A 17,889-nucleotide genomic window follows, 5' to 3' on the forward strand; every position below is an offset into this window, starting at 1 on the left:
TTCCGGGCGCCGCCCGTTGTCAGTGGCGTTTGGAAGAATGCAGGCGTGAGCGGCGAGAACGGGCAGGGGGACGGCGGTGGCGCGGGGACGCCGCCGCCGGAGCAGCTCGCGCTCATCCGGGAGAGCGTGCGCAAGGCCAACGCGCCCAGGGCCAAGCCGCGCACCTGGCGGGGAGCGGCCCTGGCCGCCGAGCTGCCGGTCGCGCGGGTGCTGGTCGACAAGGGCGTGCTGCACCTCGACCGGTACTTCGACTACGCGGTGCCCGCCGAGCTGGACGCCGACGCCCAGCCCGGTGTGCGGGTGCGGGTGCGGTTCGGGGCCGGACGGCACCGGGTCCGCGAGGGGCGGCGCGAGGGCGGAGGACTGATCGACGGGTTCCTCGTCGAGCGGCGGGCCGAGTCCGACTACGCCGGGCCGCTGGCCGCGCTCGCCCAGGTGGTGTCGCCGGAGCGGGTGCTCGACGAGGAGCTGCTGGGGCTGGCCCGCGCCGTCGCCGACCGGTACGCGGGCAGCCTGGCCGACGTCCTGCAACTCGCCGTGCCGCCGCGCAACGCCCGCGCCGAGCAGCGGCCCTCGCCCCCGCCGCAGCCCCCGCCCCCGGCGCCCGCCCCCGGCACCTGGGAGCGGTACGAGCGGGGGCCCGCGTTCCTGACGGCGCTGGCCTCCGGGGCCGCCCCGCGCGCGGTGTGGAACGCCCTGCCGGGTCCCGAGTGGAGCGCGGAACTGGCCCGCGCCGTGGCCGCGACGCTCGCCTCGGGGCGGGGCGCGCTGGTCGTGGTGCCGGACGGGCGTGCCGCCGCGCGGGTGGACGCCGCACTGACCGAGCTGCTCGGCGAGGGACGGCACGCGCTGCTCACGGCCGACGCGGGGCCGGAGAAGCGGTACGGGCAGTGGCTGGCGGTGCGGCGCGGGTCCGTGCGGGCCGTGGTGGGCACCCGGGCGGCGATGTTCGCGCCGGTGCGGGACCTGGGCCTGGTGGCCGTGTGGGACGACGGGGACGACAGCCATAGCGAGCTGCACGCCCCGCAGCCGCACGCGAGGGACGTGCTGCTGCTGCGGGCCGCGCAGGACGGGTGCGCCTTCCTGCTGGGCGGCTGGAACTGCACGGTGGAGGCCGCGCAGCTGGTGGAGAGCGGCTGGGCCCGGCCCCTGGTCGCCGGGCGGGAGCAGGTGCGGGCCGCCGCTCCGCTGGTGCGCACGATCGGGGACCAGGACCTGGCGCGGGACGAGGCCGCGCGCGCCGCCCGGCTGCCCTCGCTCGCCTGGCAGGCGGCGCGCGAAGGACTGCGGCACGGTCCGGTGCTCGTCCAGGTGCCCCGGCGCGGCTACGTCCCGCGGCTGGCCTGTGCCGCCTGCCGGACGCCCGCCCGGTGCCGGCACTGTGCCGGTCCGCTGCGGGCGCGGGACGCGGGCGCGCCGTACTGCGGCTGGTGCGGGCGCGAGGAGGGGGCGTGGCACTGCCCGGAGTGCGGGGCGTTCCGGCTGCGGGCTCAGGTGGTGGGGGCCCGCCGTACGGCGGAGGAGCTGGGGCGGGCGTTTCCGGCCGTGCCGGTGCGCACCTCGGGGCGGGAGCATGTGCTGGACACGGTGCCGGGGACGCCCGCGCTGGTGGTGAGCACGCCGGGCGCGGAGCCGGTGGCCCAGGGCGGGTACGCGGCGGCGCTGCTGCTCGACGGGTGGGCGATGCTCGGGCGGCCCGATCTGCGGGCGGGCGAGGACGCGCTGCGGCGCTGGATCGCGGCCGCGGCGCTGGTCCGGCCGCAGGGGGATGGCGGCACGGTCGTCGTGGTCGCCGAGCCGACGCTCAGGCCCGTGCAGGCGCTGGTGCGCTGGGACCCGGTGGGCCACGCGGTACGGGAGCTGGCCGAGCGGGCCGAGCTGGGCTTTCCGCCGGTGTCGCGGATGGCGTCGGTGGCGGGGCCGCCCGAGGCGCTCGCGGACTTCCTGCGCTCGGTCGAACTCCCGCCCGAAGCGGAGGTGCTGGGCCCCGTGCCGCTCCCGGTCACCCCGTCGGCGGCGGCCGGCCGTCCGCGCCGCCCCGGGGAGCCTCCGCCGGGCGAACAGTGGGACCGCGCGCTGATCCGCGTGCCACCGGGCCGGGGCGCGGCCCTGGCGTCGGCGCTGAAGTCGGCGCAGGCGGCCCGGATGGCCCGGGGGAACGGGAGCGGTTCCGGGGTCCGGGTACGGATCGACCCGCCGGACATCGGCTGAGGCGGGGCGGGGGAGGGCGGGACGTGGGCTTGCCCCGGAGACGGTTTCGCCCTCCTGGTGTGGAGGGCGGGTGGCGGGGGGTGGTTTTGAGGGCTGGGCCGCGTCCGGTCGGCGTGGGGCGGCCGTGGGACGGTTCACGGAGACGGTTTCGCCCTCCTGGTGTGGAGGGCGGGCGGCGGGGGGTGGTTTTGGGGGCTGGGCCGCGCCCGGTCGGTGTGGGGCGGCCGTGGGACGGCGACGGACATGCGGCTGCCTTCCCGGTGCGGGGGCGGGGATGGTGCGGGGGCCGAGTCGCGCCCGGCCGGTGTGGGTGCTTGTGGCGCGGCGCGGGAGTTGCGCTTGTCCTCCCGGTGTCGAGGGCGGGAGGCAGGGGCGTTGTTGCGGGCCGAGTGGCGCCCGGGCGGCGGGGGCGGTCGTGGGAGGGCGACGGACGTGCCGTTGAACCTCACCCGCGTGAGGGCCGGAGTCGGGTGTGGTGTGGGAGGCCGCGGCGCCCGGGCGGCGGGGGCGTGGACGATGACGGACGTGCGGCTGCCCTCCGCGCGTGGAGGCGGGGAGGGCAGCGGTGGTGCGAGGGCCGAGCCGCGCCCGGTCGGCGTGGGGCGGTCGGCCGTGCTCGGGACGGTGACGCGGGTGCGGTCAGCCGTTGCGCGGGCCGGGGAAGGCCGTCGGACGGGTCTCGTGGCTGCCCGCCGTCGGCTGGGTCGGCATGGAACGGGCCGCGGGGACCGTCGGCACCGTGGCGACTCCGGCGCCCGTGTTCAGCGGGCGGGAGCCCGCCGGCTCGGCGCCCCGCTCGGCCTCCGCGGCGGCCTGGGCCGCGGCGCGGCGGGAGCCGTACCGGCGGTGCACCGCCTGCTTGGTGACCCCGAGCGCGGAGCCCACCGCGTCCCACGAGAAGCCGAGCGAACGGTCGAAGTCGACCGCTGCCGTGACCAGGGTCTCGACGCTGTCCCGCAGCTCCTGGGCGAGGCGGACCGTGGGTGCGGGGGCGCGTCCGTAGACGACGAAGCCCGTGGAGGGGCCGGAGCGGCGCGGGCGGTAGACGTTGCCGAGCTGGGCGGTGAGGGTCCGCAGTGCGTCCACCTGCCGGCGGACCCGCTCGATGTCCCGCACCAGCAAGTGCAGGCTGGCCCGAGCCTGGGCGTCGTGGGTTGCGTGGTCGGCCATGAACAAGCCTCTCGAACCGGCGTTGAGGAGAAAGGATCGGGCCGCTGCCGCGGCCCGCAGTGGTCAACTCTTTCTTGACCAACGCGCTTTCGCTCCGCTGGTCACGCTGCGGGGCGTAAGAACATGCCCGCGCGCCCGTCATAGACTGGTGCGCCGCCCGTCAAGACCCCCGCCCGAGAGGCCCGTACCACCCATGAAGCTGGTCTTCGCCGGTACCCCCGAGGTCGCCGTCCCCGCTCTGGACGCACTGCTCGCCGCCGAGCGGCACGAGGTGGTGGCCGTGGTCACCCGGCCGGACGCGCCGGCGGGCCGCGGTCGCAGGCTGGTGGCGTCCCCCGTGGCCGAGCGCGCCGAGGAGGCCGGCATCGAGGTGCTCAAGCCCGCCAGGCCGCGCGACCCCGAGTTCCTGGAGCGGCTGCGCGAGATCGGGCCGGACTGCTGCCCCGTCGTCGCCTACGGCGCCCTGCTCCCGCGCGCCGCCCTCGACATCCCCGCCCACGGCTGGGTCAACCTGCACTTCTCGCTGCTGCCCGCCTGGCGCGGCGCCGCCCCCGTGCAGCACGCCGTCATGGCGGGCGACGAGATCACCGGGGCGTCCACCTTCCTGATCGAGGAGGGCCTCGACTCCGGTCCCGTCTACGGCACCGTCACCGAGACCGTCCGCCCCACCGACACCAGCGGCGACCTGCTCACCCGCCTCGCCTTCGCCGGCGCCGGACTGCTCGCCGCCACCATGGACGGCATCGAGGACGGCTCCCTGAAGCCCGTGCCGCAGCCCGCCGAGGGCGTCAGCCTCGCCCCCAAGATCACCGTCGAGGACGCCCGCGTCGACTGGCGCGCCCCCGCCCTGCGCGTCGACCGGGTGGTGCGCGGCTGCACCCCCGCACCGGGCGCCTGGACCACCTTCCGCGGCGAGCGCCTCAAGCTCGTCCAGGTCGCGCCCGTCCCCGACCGCACCGACCTCGCCCCCGGCCGGCTGTCCGCCGCCAAGAACAACGTGTACGCGGGCACCGGCTCGTACGCGATCGAGCTGCTGTGGGTGCAGCCCCAGGGCAAGAAGCCGATGCGGGCCGCCGACTGGGCCCGCGGGGTGCGCATCGCCGACGGGGAGAGCCTCGGCGGGTGACGTCGCCGCGCACGGGCGGACGTAGGCTGGGCGCAGACCGTATACAGAAATCCGGAGCACCTTCTTCGTGAGCGACACCTCCCGTCGGCCCCGCAAACCCGGCAAGCCCTACCGCCGTCCCCGGAAGGACCCGGTGCGCGTCCTCGCGTTCGACGCGCTCCGGGCCGTGGACGAGCGCGACGCGTACGCCAACCTCGTGCTGCCGCCGCTGCTGCGCAAGGCCCGCGAGAGCCACGGCTTCGACGCGCGGGACGCCGCCCTCGCCACCGAACTGGTCTACGGCACGCTGCGGCGGCAGGGCACGTACGACGCGGTGATCGCGGCCTGCGTGGACCGGCCGCTGCGGGAGGTCGACCCGCCCGTGCTGGACGTGCTCAGCCTCGGCGCGCACCAGCTGCTCGGCACGCGCATCCCCACCCACGCCGCCGTGTCCGCCTCCGTCGAACTGGCGCGGGTGGTGCTCGGCGACGGACGGGCCAAGTTCGTCAACGCCGTGCTGCGCAAGGTGGCCCAGCACGACCTCGACGGCTGGCTGGAGCGGGTCGCGCCGCCCTACGACGAGGACCCCGAGGACCATCTGGCCGTGGTGCACTCGCACCCGCGCTGGGTGGTCTCCGCGCTGTGGGACTCGCTCGGCGGACCGCGCTCCGGCATCGAGGAACTGCTCGCCGCCGACAACGAACGGCCCGAGGTGACCCTGGTGGCCAGGCCCGGCCGGGCCACCACCGAGGAACTCCTCGGCGAGGAGGCGGCGCTGCCCGGACGCTGGTCGCCGTACGCGGTGCGGCTGACCGAGGGCGGCGAGCCGGGCGCCGTCGACGCCGTCCGGGAGGGGCGGGCCGGCGTGCAGGACGAGGGCAGCCAGCTCGTCGCCCTCGCCCTCGCCAACGCGCCGCTGGACGGGCCGGACGGCAGATGGCTCGACGGCTGCGCCGGGCCGGGCGGCAAGGCCGCACTGCTCGCCGCGCTCGCCGCCGAGCGGGGCGCCACCCTGCTCGCCTCCGAGAAGCAGCCGCACCGTGCCGGCCTCGTCGCCAAGGCCCTCGCCGGAAACCCCGGCCCCTACCAGGTCATCGCCGCCGACGGCACCCGCCCGCCGTGGCGGCCCGGCAGTTTCGACCGGGTCCTGATGGACGTCCCCTGCACCGGACTCGGCGCCCTGCGGCGGCGTCCCGAGGCCCGCTGGCGCCGCCGCCCCGAGGACCTCGACGGCTTCGCCCCGCTCCAGCGCGGCCTGCTGCGCACCGCCCTTGACTCCGTGCGCGTCGGCGGCGTCGTCGGCTACGCCACCTGCTCCCCGCACCTCGCCGAGACCCGCGCCGTCGTCGCGGACGTCCTCAAGCAGTTCCCGCGTGCCGAGCTGATCGACGCCCGCCCGCTGCTGCCCTCGGTGCCCGACCTCGGCGACGGTCCGGACGTACAACTGTGGCCCCACCTGCACGGCACCGACGCCATGTACCTGGCGCTCATCCGCCGGACCGGCTGACCCGGGCCGCCCGCGGCCGGTCAGCGGCGCCCACCATCCGACACCGATGCCCGCACCCCCAGCCGGGCATGGCAGTCTTGGGGCATGGCCGTGCAGATCAACCCCAGCATCCTGTCCGCCGACTTCGCCCGTCTCGCCGACGAGGCGAAGGCGGTCGAAGGGGCCGACTGGCTCCACGTCGACGTCATGGACAACCATTTCGTCCCCAACCTCACGCTCGGCGTGCCGGTCGTGGAGTCCCTGGCCCGGGCGACGGACACCCCGCTGGACTGCCATCTGATGATCGAGGACCCCGATCGCTGGGCGCCCCGGTACGTGGAGGCCGGGGCCTCCTCGGTCACCTTCCACGTCGAGGCCGCCGCCGCACCGGTCCGGCTGGCCCGGGAGATCCGAGCCAAGGGCGCCCGCGCCTCCATGGCGCTCAAGCCGGCCACGCCCATCGAGCCGTACGAGGACCTGCTCCCCGAGCTGGACATGCTGCTGATCATGACGGTCGAGCCGGGCTTCGGCGGGCAGGCGTTCCTCGACATCATGCTGCCGAAGATCCGCCGTACCCGTGAGCTGATCGGCAAGCACGGCCTCCAGCTGTGGCTGCAGGTCGACGGCGGGGTGTCGGACGCCACCATCGAGCGCTGCGCCGAGGCCGGCGCCGACGTCTTCGTGGCCGGCTCCGCGGTGTACGGCGCCGCCGATCCGGCCGAGGCGGTGCGCGCCCTGCGCGCCCGGGCCCAGGCGGTGACCGAGCACGCCACATGGGCGTGCGACCACTGAGCCACGGTTACGTGAACGGCGTCCATCGGGCACCGATCGGGGCTGAGCGACCGCGCCGGATCTGCGAGGATGAACGGCGAATCCAGAGTGTGAACAGCAGTGAGGAGAACGCCGTGTCGGGTATGTCGGCGGGCCGGTCAGCCATGCGGATGGGACCCGCTGAGCTGGTGCAGGCGGCGGCCATGGCCCGCCGCTTCTACCTCGAGGGGAAGTCCAAGATCCAGATCGCGGAGGAGTTCGGCGTCAGCCGCTTCAAGGTGGCCCGGGTCCTGGAGACCGCCCTCGAACGGGATCTCGTGCGCATCGAGATCCGAGTCCCCGCCGAACTGGACGCCGAGCGCTCCGACGCGCTGCGCGCCCGCTACGGCCTCAGGCACGCCGTCGTCGTCGAGTCCCCGGCCGACGCCGAGGAGACCCCCGACCCCGAGAACCTCGGCGAGGTGGCCGCCGACCTGCTCGGCGAGCTGCTCAGCGAGGGGGACGTCCTGGGCCTGGCCTGGGGCCGTTCCACCATCCACATGGCCGCCGCCCTCGACCGGCTGCCGCCCTGCACGGTGGTCCAGCTGACCGGCGTGTACGACGCCGGGACCGCCGAGCGCGGTTCGGTGGAGGCCGTGCGCCGGGCCGCGCAGGTGGCCGGCGGCGACGCCCACCCCATCTACGCGCCGATGCTGCTGCCGGACGCGGCCACCGCGCAGGCCCTGCGCCACCAGACCGGGATCGCCCGCGCCTTCGACTACTTCGACAAGGTCACGGTCGCCTGCGTGTCCATCGGCTCCTGGGAGCCGGGCATCTCCACCGTGCACGACATGCTCAGCGACGAGGAGCGCGCCCACTACGCCTCCCTCGGCGTCGCCGCCGAGATGTCCGCGCACCTCTTCGACTCCGACGGCCGCCGGGTCGGGCGCGACCTGGGGGAGCGGTGCATCACCGTCAAGGCCGACCAGCTCCGCCGCATCCCGGAGGTCGTCGCGATCGCGGGCGGACAGCGCAAGGCCGCCGCCATCGACGCGGTCCTGCGCTCCGGGCTGGTCACCAGCCTGGTCACGGACACCTCGGCCGCCGACTACCTGATGACGGCCGGGCCGACGCCCAAGCCGGCGCTCAACCGCGCCGACCCGGACGGAACCTGACAACAGGTCGGGGGAGGGCGGCCGTGGCAGCATCGTCGGCATGGTGCTGCGGCTCGTCCTCCGAGGGCTCCTGGGCGCCCTCCTCCTGCTCACGGGGTGCTCGTCCACCGAAGCCCCGGTCCCTTCCCGGTCCGACGGCATGGCCACCGTCCGGGAGTCCGAACTGCCCCCCGAGGCGCGCGAGACCCTGCGCCTCATCGACGCGGGCGGCCCCTTCCCCCACGACCGCGACGGCGCCGTCTTCGGCAACTTCGAAGGGCTGCTGCCCCGGCAGCCACGCGGCCACTACCGCGAGTACACCGTCCGCACCCCCGGCTCCCGCGACCGCGGGGCCCGCCGGATCGTCGCCGGGCGCGGCGGCGAGACGTACTACACCGACGACCACTACGCATCCTTCAGGGCGGTACTGAGATGACGCACGACGCGGCGGGCCGGACGGTGGTCACGCTGGACCTCGGCGAGGTCACCGACAAGGCGGGCCTGATGGACCGCTGCGCCCTCGCCCTCGACCTGCCCGACTGGTTCGGCCGCAACTGGGACGCCCTCGCCGACTGTCTCGCCGACCCGACCCTGTGGCCCGAGGGTGCCGAGGAGCGGGGCCTGCTGGTCGTGGTCGAGGGCTGGCGGGAGTACGCCGAGACGCGGCCCGAGGAGTGGCGGGTCGCCGAGGAGGTGTTCGCCGAGGCGACGGACCGCGGACCCGGCCTGTTCGTGACCCTCGGATTCGGAGGTTCCTCCAAGCAGGCCGCTGACCAGCCTGGATGATCTGCCGGGGCGGTCCGGGGGCCTCGCCATGGGACAATGAAGTACGTGCTCTTTCCCCCTGGCTGACCTGTCCGGGGGCCGCCTCTGATCGACTGGGATGTGCAGCACGTGCGTTTCCTCAACGACATCCAGCCCTCGTACGACCTCACGTACGACGACGTGTTCATGGTGCCGAACCGCAGCGCGGTCGGCTCCCGGCAGGACGTCGACCTCAGCTCCCCGGACGGCACGGGCACCACGATCCCGCTCGTCGTCGCCAACATGACCGCCATCGCCGGCCGCCGCATGGCCGAGACCGTGGCCCGGCGCGGCGGCCTCGTGGTCATCCCGCAGGACATCCCGATCGACGTCGTCACCGACGTCGTCTCCTGGGTCAAGAGCCGCCACCTGGTGCTGGACACCCCGATCGTGCTCGCCCCGCACCAGACCGTCGCCGACGCGCTCGGCCTGCTGCCCAAGCGCGCCCACAACGCCGGCGTCGTCGTCGACGAGGAGAACCGGCCCGTCGGCGTCGTCACCGACCGGGACCTGACGGGTGTCGACCGCTTCACCCAGCTCGAAGTGGTCATGTCCAAGGACCTGCTCCTGCTGGACGCCGACATCGACCCGCGCGAGGCCTTCAACACCCTCGACCACCACAACCGGCGCTACGCCCCCGCCGTCGACTCCGACGGCCGGCTCGCCGGCATCCTCACCCGCAAGGGCGCCCTGCGCGCCACCCTGTACACCCCGGCGACCGACGCCGACGGGCGGCTGCGCATCGCCGCCGCGGTCGGCATCAACGGCGACGTCGCGGGCAAGGCCAAGCAGCTGCTGGACGCGGGCGTCGACACCCTCGTCATCGACACCGCGCACGGCCACCAGGAGTCGATGATCAGCGCCGTCAAGCTGGTGCGCGCCCTCGACCCGCAGGTGCCGATCGCCGCCGGCAACATCGTCTCCGCGCAGGGCGTGCGGGACCTGATCGAAGCGGGCGCGGACATCGTCAAGGTAGGCGTGGGCCCCGGCGCCATGTGCACCACCCGGATGATGACCGGCGTGGGCCGGCCGCAGTTCTCCGCCGTGCTGGAGTGCGCCGCCGAGGCGAGGAAGCACGGCAAGCACGTCTGGGCCGACGGCGGCGTGCGCCACCCGCGCGACGTGGCCATGGCCCTCGCGGCCGGCGCCTCCAACGTGATGATCGGCTCCTGGTTCGCCGGCACCTACGAGTCCCCCGGCGACCTCCAGCACGACGCGGACGGGCGGGCCTACAAGGAGTCGTTCGGCATGGCGTCCGCGCGCGCCGTGCGCAACCGCACCTCCGAGGAGTCGGCCTACGACCGCGCCCGCAAGGGCCTGTTCGAGGAGGGCATCTCCACCTCCCGGATGTTCCTGGACCCGGCCCGCCCCGGCGTCGAGGACCTGATCGACGCGATCATCGCGGGCGTCCGCTCCTCCTGCACCTACGCCGGCGCGGGATCCCTGGAGGAGTTCGCGGAGAACGCCGTCGTCGGCATCCAGAGCGCGGCTGGCTACGCCGAGGGCAAGCCGCTGCACGCCAGCTGGAACTGACCCCGCGCAACGGTCGACAGCCCTTCCGCAACGAACACGCACCGAGCCGCGAGGAACGCAACGATCTTGCGTCCATGCGCAAGATTGCTTCATTACATGAGCAACGCCGCCCTCATAGGCTGTCGCCTCGTACGTGGCGTGGCGGGGACCCCGCTCGGTGGGTCCCTGCCCCAAGGGGCGCCACCGGGTCCCCGCCGGCCGGACCCGCAGCGACAAGGAGCCCCCGCGCGTGCTCGACCAAGGCGCACCCCCGCAGCACAGCAGCACCACCGCCCCGCCCGCCCCGGGCTTCGCCGCTCGTCTGATGCGGCGCAAGCCCGTGGAACGCCTGGTCGCGGAGGGCGGGCAGGGCGAGGGAGGGTCCCTGCGACGCTCCCTCGGCCTGTGGCAGCTCACGATGATCAGCATTGGCGCCACCCTCGGCACCGGCATCTTCGTCGTCCTCGGCGACGCCGTCCCGGAGGCGGGCCCCGCGGTCACCCTGGCCTTCGTCATCGCCGGCCTCACCGCTCTGTTCTCTGCCCTGTCCTACGCGGAACTGGCCGGCAGCATCCCGGTCGCCGGCTCCTCCTACTCGTACGCATACGCAACGATGGGTGAGCTGGTCGCCTGGGTGTGCGGCTGGTGCCTGGTGCTGGAGTACGGCGTGTCGGTGGCCGCCGTCGCCGTCGGCTGGGGCGAGTACCTCAACGAACTCCTCGACGGCACCCTCGGCGTCACCATCCCGTCGGTGCTCTCCTCCGCGCCCGGCGAGGGCGGTGTCGTCAACCTGCCCGCGCTGCTCGTCGTCCTGCTGGCGATGGTCTTCCTGCTCGGCGGCGTCCGCGAGTCCGCCCGCGCCAACACCGTCATGGTCGTCGTCAAGATCGCCGCGCTGGTGCTGTTCTGCGCGGTCGGCTTCCTGGGCTTCAAGTCGGGCAACTACGCCGACTTCATGCCGCTCGGCATGGCCGGGGTGAGCGCCGCCGGCGCCACGCTGTTCTTCTCCTACATCGGCTTCGACGCCGCCTCCACGGCCGGCGAGGAGGCGAAGGACCCCAAGCGCGACCTGCCCCGCGCGATCATGCTCTCCCTGATCATCGTCACCGCGCTGTACGTGCTGGTGGCGGCCGTCGCCGTCGGCGCCTGGAACTGGACGAGGTTCGAGGGCTCCGAGGCATCCCTCGCCGCGATCATGAACGACGTGAGCGGCCAGACGTTCTGGGGCACCCTCCTCGCCCTCGGCGCCGTCATCTCCATCGCCAGCGTCGTCCTCACCGTCCTCTACGGCCAGACCCGCATCCTGTTCGCGATGTCCCGCGACGGCCTCGTCCCCAAGGCGCTCGGCAAGGTCGACGCGAAGACCGGCGCGCCCCGCCTCAACACGGTGATCGTCTCCCTGTTCTGCGGCGTCCTCGCCGCCCTGATCCCGCTCGGCAAACTCGTCGACGCCACCAGCATCGGCACGCTGTTCGCCTTCGCCCTCGTCAACGTCGCCGTCGTGGTGCTGCGCCACCGGCGGCCGGAGCTGGAGCGCACGTTCAAGGTGCCGTTCGGGCCGGTCCTGCCGGTGCTCGGCTTCCTGTTCTGCGCGTACAACATGCTCAGCCTCGACTCGGTGACCTGGGTGGTCTTCGCGTGCTGGATGGCCGCCGGTCTCGTGTTCTACTTCCTGTACGGCTACCGCCGCTCCCGTCTGGCCGCACCCGAAGCGAAGTGAACCACCCGCAGTGCTGAACGATCTCGACGAACGCATCGTGCACGCCCTCGCCGAGGACGCCCGCCGCTCCTACGCGGACATCGGGCAGCTCGTCGGCCTGTCCGCGCCCGCCGTGAAGCGGCGCGTGGACAGGCTGCGCGCCACCGGCGCCATCACCGGCTTCACCGTCCGGGTGGACCCCTCGGCGCTGGGCTGGCACACCGAGGGGTTCGTCGAGATCTACTGCCGCAGCAATACGTCCCCGGAGACCATCCAGCGCGGCCTGGAGCGCTATCAGGAGGTCGTGGCCGCGTCCACCGTCACCGGGGACGCGGACGCGGTCGCCCAGGTCTTCGCCTCCGACATGCGGCACTTCGAGCGGGTCCTGGAGCGGATCGCGGGGGAGCCGTTCGTGGAGCGCACCAAGTCGGTGCTGGTGCTGTCGCCGCTGCTGCGGCGCTTCTCCTCCGGGTCGCCGACCTAGACCGCCGGGCCCGCGGGCCCTGGGCACCGGTCCGGTGACCCGGCGGCACCGACGCACGGCGCGGAGGGGGAAACCCGGGACTCCGGCCGCCCGGCGGCCAGTCGTGTCGGAACGCTCCGCCGCAGATCCACCTACAGCGCCGCCGGTTCGCGCAACGAATCGCCGCCGACGGCCCGACGGACGCAACGAACGGCTCACGAGCGCGCAACGGCTGCTCCTTGTCCGCCGGAGCGCCCCGACCGTACCGTCTACATGGCCCCCACACCCACTTCCGTCCCGGTGAGGAACACCCATGCGCACCGCCCTGCTCCAGAGCTCCGGCCGGCCCGGCTCGACCGTCGAGAACCTCAAGGTCCTCGACGAGGCCGCGGGCCGCGCCGCCGCGGCCGGCGCCGGGCTGCTGGTCGCTCCGGAGATGTTCCTCACCGGCTACGCCATCGGCGACGACATCGCCCGTCTCGCCGAGCCCGCCGACGGCGACTGCGCCGACGCGATCGCCGAGACCGCCGCCCGGCACCGCCTCGCCATCGCCTACGGCTACCCGGAGCGCGCCGGCGACACGGTCCACAACTCGGCCCAGCTGATCTCCGCCGCCGGCGACCGGCTCGCCAACTACCGCAAGACCCACCTCTTCGGCTGCTTCGAGCGCGACCACTTCACCCCCGGCGACCAGCAGGTCGTCCAGGCCGAGCTGAACGGCCTCACCGTCGGCCTGATGATCTGCTACGACGTGGAGTTCCCGGAGAACGTCCGCGCCCACGCCCTCGCCGGCACCGACCTGCTGCTGGTGCCGACCGCGCAGATGCACCCGTACCAGTTCGTCCCCGAGTCCGTCGTGCCGGTGCGGGCCTTCGAGAACCAGATGTACGTCGCGTACGTCAACCGCACCGGCCGCGAGGGCGAGTTCGAGTTCGTCGGCCTGTCCACCCTGGCCGGCCCCGACGGCATCGCCCGCACCCGGGCCGGCCGTGCCGAGGAACTGGTCCTCGCCGACGTGGACCCCGTCCTCCTCGCCGCGTCCCGCGAGGCGAACCCGTATCTGAAGGACCGCCGCCCCGGTCTGTACGGCTCCCTCGTCTGAGCCCCGGCATTCCCCCCTCCCAGAGTTTTCGCGCAAGGAGTCCGCACCCCATGACGTCCACGGTGCCCAACGCCGTCGAGCACACCGACGAGCAGCAGCCGCCGATCACCATGTTCGGCCCGGACTTCCCGTACGCGTACGACGACTTCCTCGCCCACCCGGCGGGCCTCGGCCAGATCCCCGCGACCGAGCACGGCGCCGAGGTCGCGGTCGTCGGCGGCGGCCTGTCCGGCATCGTCGCCGCGTACGAGCTGATGAAGATGGGCCTCAAGCCCGTCGTCTACGAGGCCGACCGGATCGGCGGCCGGCTGCGCACGGTCGGCTTCGAGGGCTGCGACCCGGAACTGACCGCCGAGATGGGCGCGATGCGCTTCCCGCCGTCCTCCACGGCCCTCCAGCACTACATCGACCTGGTGGGCCTCGAAACCCGTCCGTTCCCCAACCCGCTGGCGGAGGCGACGCCGTCGACCGTCGTCGACCTGAAGGGCGAGTCGCACTACGCCGAGACGATCGACGACCTGCCGCAGGTGTACCGGGACGTCGCCGAGGCGTGGGGCAGGTGCCTCGAAGAGGGCGCCGACTTCTCCGACATGAACCGCGCCCTGCGCGAGCGCGACGTGCCGCGCATCCGCGAGATCTGGTCGCGGCTCGTGGAGAAGCTCGACAACCAGACCTTCTACGGCTTCCTCTGCGACTCCGAGGCATTCAGGTCCTTCCGCCACCGCGAGATCTTCGGCCAGGTCGGCTTCGGCACCGGCGGCTGGGACACCGACTTCCCGAACTCCATCCTGGAGATCCTGCGGGTCGTCTACACCGAGGCCGACGACCACCACCGCGGCATCGTCGGCGGCTCCCAGCAGCTGCCGCTGCGCCTGTGGGAACGCACGCCGGAGAAGATCGTCCACTGGCCCTACGGCACCTCGCTGGCCACCCTGCACGAGGGCGGCGAGCCCCGCCCGGCGGTGACCCGCCTCCACCGCACAGCGGGCAACCGCATCACCGTCACCGACGCGAACGGCGACATCCGCACCTACCGGGCGGCGATCTTCACCGCCCAGTCCTGGATGCTGCTGTCCAAGATCGACTGCGACGACTCGCTCTTCCCGATCGATCACTGGACCGCCATCGAGCGCACCCACTACATGGAGTCCAGCAAGCTCTTCGTCCCCGTGGACAGGCCGTTCTGGCTGGACAAGGACGAGGAGACGGGGCGGGACGTCATGTCGATGACGCTCACCGACCGCATGACCCGCGGCACCTACCTCCTCGACAACGGGCCGGACCGGCCCGCCGTGATCTGCCTGTCCTACACCTGGTGCGACGACAGCCTGAAGTGGCTGCCGCTGTCCGCGAACGAGCGGATGGAGGTCATGCTCAAGTCGCTCGGCGAGATCTATCCGAAGGTCGACATCAGGAAGCACGTCATCGGCAACCCGGTGACCGTCTCCTGGGAGAACGAGCCCTACTTCATGGGCGCGTTCAAGGCCAACCTGCCGGGGCACTACCGGTACCAGCGGCGCCTGTTCACCCACTTCATGCAGGACCGGCTGCCCGAGGACAAGCGCGGCATCTTCCTCGCCGGCGACGACATCTCCTGGACGGCCGGCTGGGCCGAGGGCGCCGTGCAGACCGCGCTCAACGCCGTCTGGGGCGTCATGCACCACTTCGGCGGCGCCACCGACCCGTCCAACCCGGGCCCCGGCGACGTCTACGACGAGATCGCCCCGGTCGAACTGCCGGAGGACTGAGAGCCGTTCGGCTCGCCGGGCAGCGGAGTGAGCATCAGGCGCCCCGCGAAGCCCACCGTCGCGTCCAGCCGCTCGGCGAACTCCCCGGCGACGTCGGGCGTCCGGCGCAGCGTCCACAGGGCCCGGGCCGCCGCCCAGGCGGCGTCCCGGGCCCGCTCCAGGCTCCACGCGCCCAGCAGATGGGCGAGCGGATCGGCGATCCGGAGCAGATCGGGCCCCGGCGTCAGCTCCTCCCGGACGCGCTCCTCCAGCGTCACCAGGAGATCGCCCACCTGGTCGAACTCGTCCTCCAGTTCCGTCGGCCCGCACTCCAGCGCCCGGCAGGAGTCCACCACGGCGAGCGCCAGGTCGTGCCCGACGTGGGCGTTGAGCCCGGCGAGCGCGAACTGCAGGGGCCGTACGCCCGGATGACGGCGGAACTGGAACAGCGGGCGCCAGCAGGCGGGCGGCCGGCGCCCCTCGCCGGCCGCGTCCACCGCCGCCAGATAGCGCTCGGCGAACCGCACGTCCAGCGTGACCGCGGCCCGCGCGTCGGCGAAGGCGCCCGCCCGCAGGCGCCGGTCGACGGCCTCGGCGACCGCGAGACGGACGCGGTTGAAGACCGCGACGCCGTCCCGCGCGGGCAGGGCCGCGTCCAGCGCGCGCATCCGGCGGACGACCGCGTCCACACCTGTGGCGAACTCTTCCCACTGCGTCATGGGGGCAGGGTCCCAGCCGTGGGCCGGCCCGGGCGTCGATGGGCCGACGCTTCCCCGGAACGGGGGACCCGAGGCGTCCGACGGCGGCCGGGGGACCGGCGGGGACGTGCAGTCCGTCGTACGCCCATGAGCCGGCCGGTTGAGCCGACGGGGCCGCGTTCGTGCACGTGAGCGGCTGCTTAGGATGAGGGCGGCCGCCGATCGGTGCAGCCGCCATCCATCTCGTCCGACCCAGGAGTCCCGCCCGTGACCGCCGAAGCCCCGACCGCTCCCGCCCCGCCGTACGGCCGGCTGGTGCCCGTCACCGTCCACTTCGACGACCTCGACGCGCTCGGACTCCTGCACAACGCCCGCTACCCGCTGATGGTGGAGCGGGCCTGGACCGCGCTGTGGCAGGAGCACGGGCTGCGCTTCGAGGGCGACTGGGCCGCCGCCGGGGACGCCTGCAACGCGGTCAAGGAACTGCGGATCACCTACGAGGCGCCGGTGACCCGGCCGGGCCGGTACGCCGTCCACCTGTGGCTGGAGCGGCTCGGCACGACCGGGCTGACGTACGGCTTCCGGTTCTGCTCCGAGGACGGGTCGGCGACCTACGCGCACGGCGCCCGGGTCCTGGTCCGGCTGGACCCGGGGACGCTGCGGCCGGCGCCGTGGAGCGAGCGGTTCAGGAGCGTGGGCCGGGAACTGCTTCGCTCGGCGGACTGATCTTCGGGCGGTCGCGGTCGCCGGAGCGCAGCACGCCCGCGAAGCCGACCAGGCCGCAGGACAGGAACGTCACCAGGCCGAAGGACACCACCAGGCTGGTCGCCTGCGCGAGCGTGCCGATGGCGCTCGGCGCGACCAGGCCCGAGGTGTAGGTGATGGTGGCGACGCCGGCGATGGCCTGGCTGGCGTTGGTGCCGGTGCGGCCCGCCGCCGCGAAGCACAGCGGGACCACGACCGCGATGCCGAGGCCCATCAGGGCGAAGCCGGTCATCGCCACCGCCGGATGGTCCGCGAGGACGATCAGCAGACCGCCGCAGGCGGCCAGGACACCGCTGACGCGGACCGTGCGCACCGAGCCGAAGCGGTCCACCACCCGGTCGCCCGCGATCCGGGCGATCGCCATGGTGAGCGTGAACCCGGTGGTGCAGGCCGCCGCGACCCCGGCCGAGCTGCCCAGCTCGTCCTCCAGGTAGATGGCCGACCAGTCCAGGCTGGCGCCCTCCGCGAACACCGCGCAGAATCCGATGGCGCCGATCAGCAGGGCCGACCGGGGCGGCAGCGCGAACCGGGGCGGAGCCTCCTCGTCCTCGGCCGGCTGGAGGTCCAGCACCCAGGCGCAGGCCACCAGGCCGAGCACGGTCAGCATCCCGGCGGCGAGCGCGTGGTGCAGCCGGGCGTCCGCGCCCAGGTGGGCGGCGAGGGTGCCGCCCGCCGAGCCGATCAGCGCACCCGCGCTCCACATGCCGTGCAGCCCGGACATGATCGACCGGCCGAGACGGTTCTCCACGTCCACACCGAGCGCGTTCATCGCGACGTCGGCCATGCCCGCGGTGGCGCCGAAGACGAACAGGGACAGACACAGGGTGAGCAGCCCGGGGGAGAGGGACGGCAGGATCAGGGCCAGCGTCCACAGCGCGAGCAGCCCGCGCAGAGCCGGTCGGGCCCCGAACCGGTGGGTGATCCCGCCCGCGAGCGGCATCGCCAGGGACGCGCCGAGCGCCGGGAAGGCCAGCGCCAGCCCCAGCTGGCCGGCGCTCACCCCGGCGTGGTCCTGGATCCACGGCACACGCGTGGCGAACGAGCCGGTGACGGCGCCGTGCACGGCGAAGACGGCGGCCACGGCGTACCGGGCGCGCCTCACCTCGCGTTGCTGGTAGACCACTTCGGCCATGGTGGGGTTCCCTCCGCTGTCGTGTCACCCGCTGTGCGACTGCTCCGCGTCTCTGTCCGTGGCGTAAACTATCAGGCACCCTGCCTGATAAATAGTGGATTATCTGCCGCC

The 17,889-nt window shown here is 73.9% G+C and carries 16 protein-coding genes; 13 read left to right on the forward strand and 3 right to left on the reverse strand.

From position 1 onward, the window contains the following. The first annotated feature begins 45 nt into the window (after nucleotides 1-45). The gene (locus ACZ6KF_RS28620) at nucleotides 46-2,211 is read left to right on the forward strand and encodes a primosomal protein N' (RefSeq protein ID WP_356636045.1); all 2,166 of its coding nucleotides are present in this window, start codon (nucleotides 46-48) and stop codon (nucleotides 2,209-2,211) included. 639 nt (nucleotides 2,212-2,850) lie between these two features. Here the strand turns inward: ACZ6KF_RS28620 and ACZ6KF_RS28625 are convergent. Beyond that, on the reverse strand, nucleotides 2,851-3,381 hold the full coding sequence (locus ACZ6KF_RS28625; RefSeq protein ID WP_356636043.1) for a hypothetical protein: 531 nt from the start codon (nucleotides 3,379-3,381) through the stop codon (nucleotides 2,851-2,853). Nucleotides 3,382-3,574: 193 nt separating this feature from the next. Between ACZ6KF_RS28625 and fmt the strand changes: the two genes are divergently transcribed. The 11 genes from fmt to ACZ6KF_RS28680 all read left to right on the forward strand — a co-directional run bounded on the left by fmt (nucleotide 3,575) and on the right by ACZ6KF_RS28680 (nucleotide 15,204). After that, on the forward strand, nucleotides 3,575-4,507 hold the full coding sequence (gene fmt, locus ACZ6KF_RS28630) for a methionyl-tRNA formyltransferase (RefSeq protein ID WP_469240977.1): 933 nt from the start codon (nucleotides 3,575-3,577) through the stop codon (nucleotides 4,505-4,507). A gap of 67 nt (nucleotides 4,508-4,574) precedes the next feature. Next, complete coding sequence (locus ACZ6KF_RS28635; protein WP_356636039.1) at nucleotides 4,575-5,993, forward strand: RsmB/NOP family class I SAM-dependent RNA methyltransferase; 1,419 nt, start codon at nucleotides 4,575-4,577, stop codon at nucleotides 5,991-5,993. Between the two features lie 84 nt (nucleotides 5,994-6,077). Next, nucleotides 6,078-6,764 carry a ribulose-phosphate 3-epimerase gene (gene rpe / locus ACZ6KF_RS28640; RefSeq protein WP_356636037.1) on the forward strand — a complete coding sequence of 229 codons (687 nt, stop codon included), beginning with the start codon at nucleotides 6,078-6,080 and terminating at the stop codon, nucleotides 6,762-6,764. Nucleotides 6,765-6,853: 89 nt separating this feature from the next. Further along, the gene (locus tag ACZ6KF_RS28645) at nucleotides 6,854-7,897 is read left to right on the forward strand and encodes a sugar-binding transcriptional regulator (protein WP_356636035.1); all 1,044 of its coding nucleotides are present in this window, start codon (nucleotides 6,854-6,856) and stop codon (nucleotides 7,895-7,897) included. Between the two features lie 40 nt (nucleotides 7,898-7,937). Beyond that, nucleotides 7,938-8,312, forward strand: a complete 375-nt coding sequence (locus ACZ6KF_RS28650; protein WP_356636033.1) for a guanyl-specific ribonuclease — start codon at nucleotides 7,938-7,940, stop codon at nucleotides 8,310-8,312. Continuing rightward, nucleotides 8,309-8,662: a barstar family protein gene (locus tag ACZ6KF_RS28655; protein WP_469240980.1), complete on the forward strand. Its 354-nt coding sequence runs from the start codon at nucleotides 8,309-8,311 to the stop codon at nucleotides 8,660-8,662. The genes ACZ6KF_RS28650 and ACZ6KF_RS28655 overlap by 4 nt, the downstream gene beginning before the upstream one ends. Before the next feature lie 108 nt (nucleotides 8,663-8,770). Beyond that, a complete protein-coding gene (locus ACZ6KF_RS28660; protein WP_356636081.1) occupies nucleotides 8,771-10,213 on the forward strand; it encodes a GuaB1 family IMP dehydrogenase-related protein in 1,443 nt (480 codons plus the stop codon). Between the two features lie 229 nt (nucleotides 10,214-10,442). Next, nucleotides 10,443-11,912 (forward strand): amino acid permease, encoded by a 1,470-nt coding sequence (locus tag ACZ6KF_RS28665; protein ID WP_469240982.1) that lies wholly within the window; start codon nucleotides 10,443-10,445, stop codon nucleotides 11,910-11,912. 10 nt (nucleotides 11,913-11,922) lie between these two features. Further along, nucleotides 11,923-12,375: an Lrp/AsnC family transcriptional regulator gene (locus ACZ6KF_RS28670; RefSeq protein ID WP_356636027.1), complete on the forward strand. Its 453-nt coding sequence runs from the start codon at nucleotides 11,923-11,925 to the stop codon at nucleotides 12,373-12,375. 292 nt (nucleotides 12,376-12,667) lie between these two features. Further along, nucleotides 12,668-13,456: a carbon-nitrogen hydrolase family protein gene (locus tag ACZ6KF_RS28675; RefSeq protein WP_356636025.1), complete on the forward strand. Its 789-nt coding sequence runs from the start codon at nucleotides 12,668-12,670 to the stop codon at nucleotides 13,454-13,456. 50 nt (nucleotides 13,457-13,506) lie between these two features. Further along, complete coding sequence (locus ACZ6KF_RS28680; RefSeq protein ID WP_469160137.1) at nucleotides 13,507-15,204, forward strand: flavin monoamine oxidase family protein; 1,698 nt, start codon at nucleotides 13,507-13,509, stop codon at nucleotides 15,202-15,204. Here the strand turns inward: ACZ6KF_RS28680 and ACZ6KF_RS28685 are convergent. Beyond that, nucleotides 15,165-15,902 carry a DUF5995 family protein gene (locus tag ACZ6KF_RS28685; RefSeq protein ID WP_469160136.1) on the reverse strand — a complete coding sequence of 246 codons (738 nt, stop codon included), beginning with the start codon at nucleotides 15,900-15,902 and terminating at the stop codon, nucleotides 15,165-15,167. The two genes, ACZ6KF_RS28680 and ACZ6KF_RS28685, sit on opposite strands and share 40 nt — an antisense overlap. Before the next feature lie 246 nt (nucleotides 15,903-16,148). Here ACZ6KF_RS28685 and ACZ6KF_RS28690 point away from each other — a divergent pair, with 246 nt between their 5' ends. Further along, the gene (locus ACZ6KF_RS28690; protein ID WP_356636019.1) at nucleotides 16,149-16,607 is read left to right on the forward strand and encodes an acyl-CoA thioesterase; all 459 of its coding nucleotides are present in this window, start codon (nucleotides 16,149-16,151) and stop codon (nucleotides 16,605-16,607) included. Here ACZ6KF_RS28690 and ACZ6KF_RS28695 read toward each other — a convergent pair. Continuing rightward, entirely contained in the window at nucleotides 16,567-17,778 is a 1,212-nt protein-coding gene (locus ACZ6KF_RS28695) for an MFS transporter (RefSeq protein WP_469240984.1), read from the reverse strand. The two genes, ACZ6KF_RS28690 and ACZ6KF_RS28695, sit on opposite strands and share 41 nt — an antisense overlap. Nucleotides 17,779-17,889 lie beyond the last annotated feature (111 nt).

It is taken from the genome of Streptomyces sp. NPDC046379, assembly GCF_055587785.1.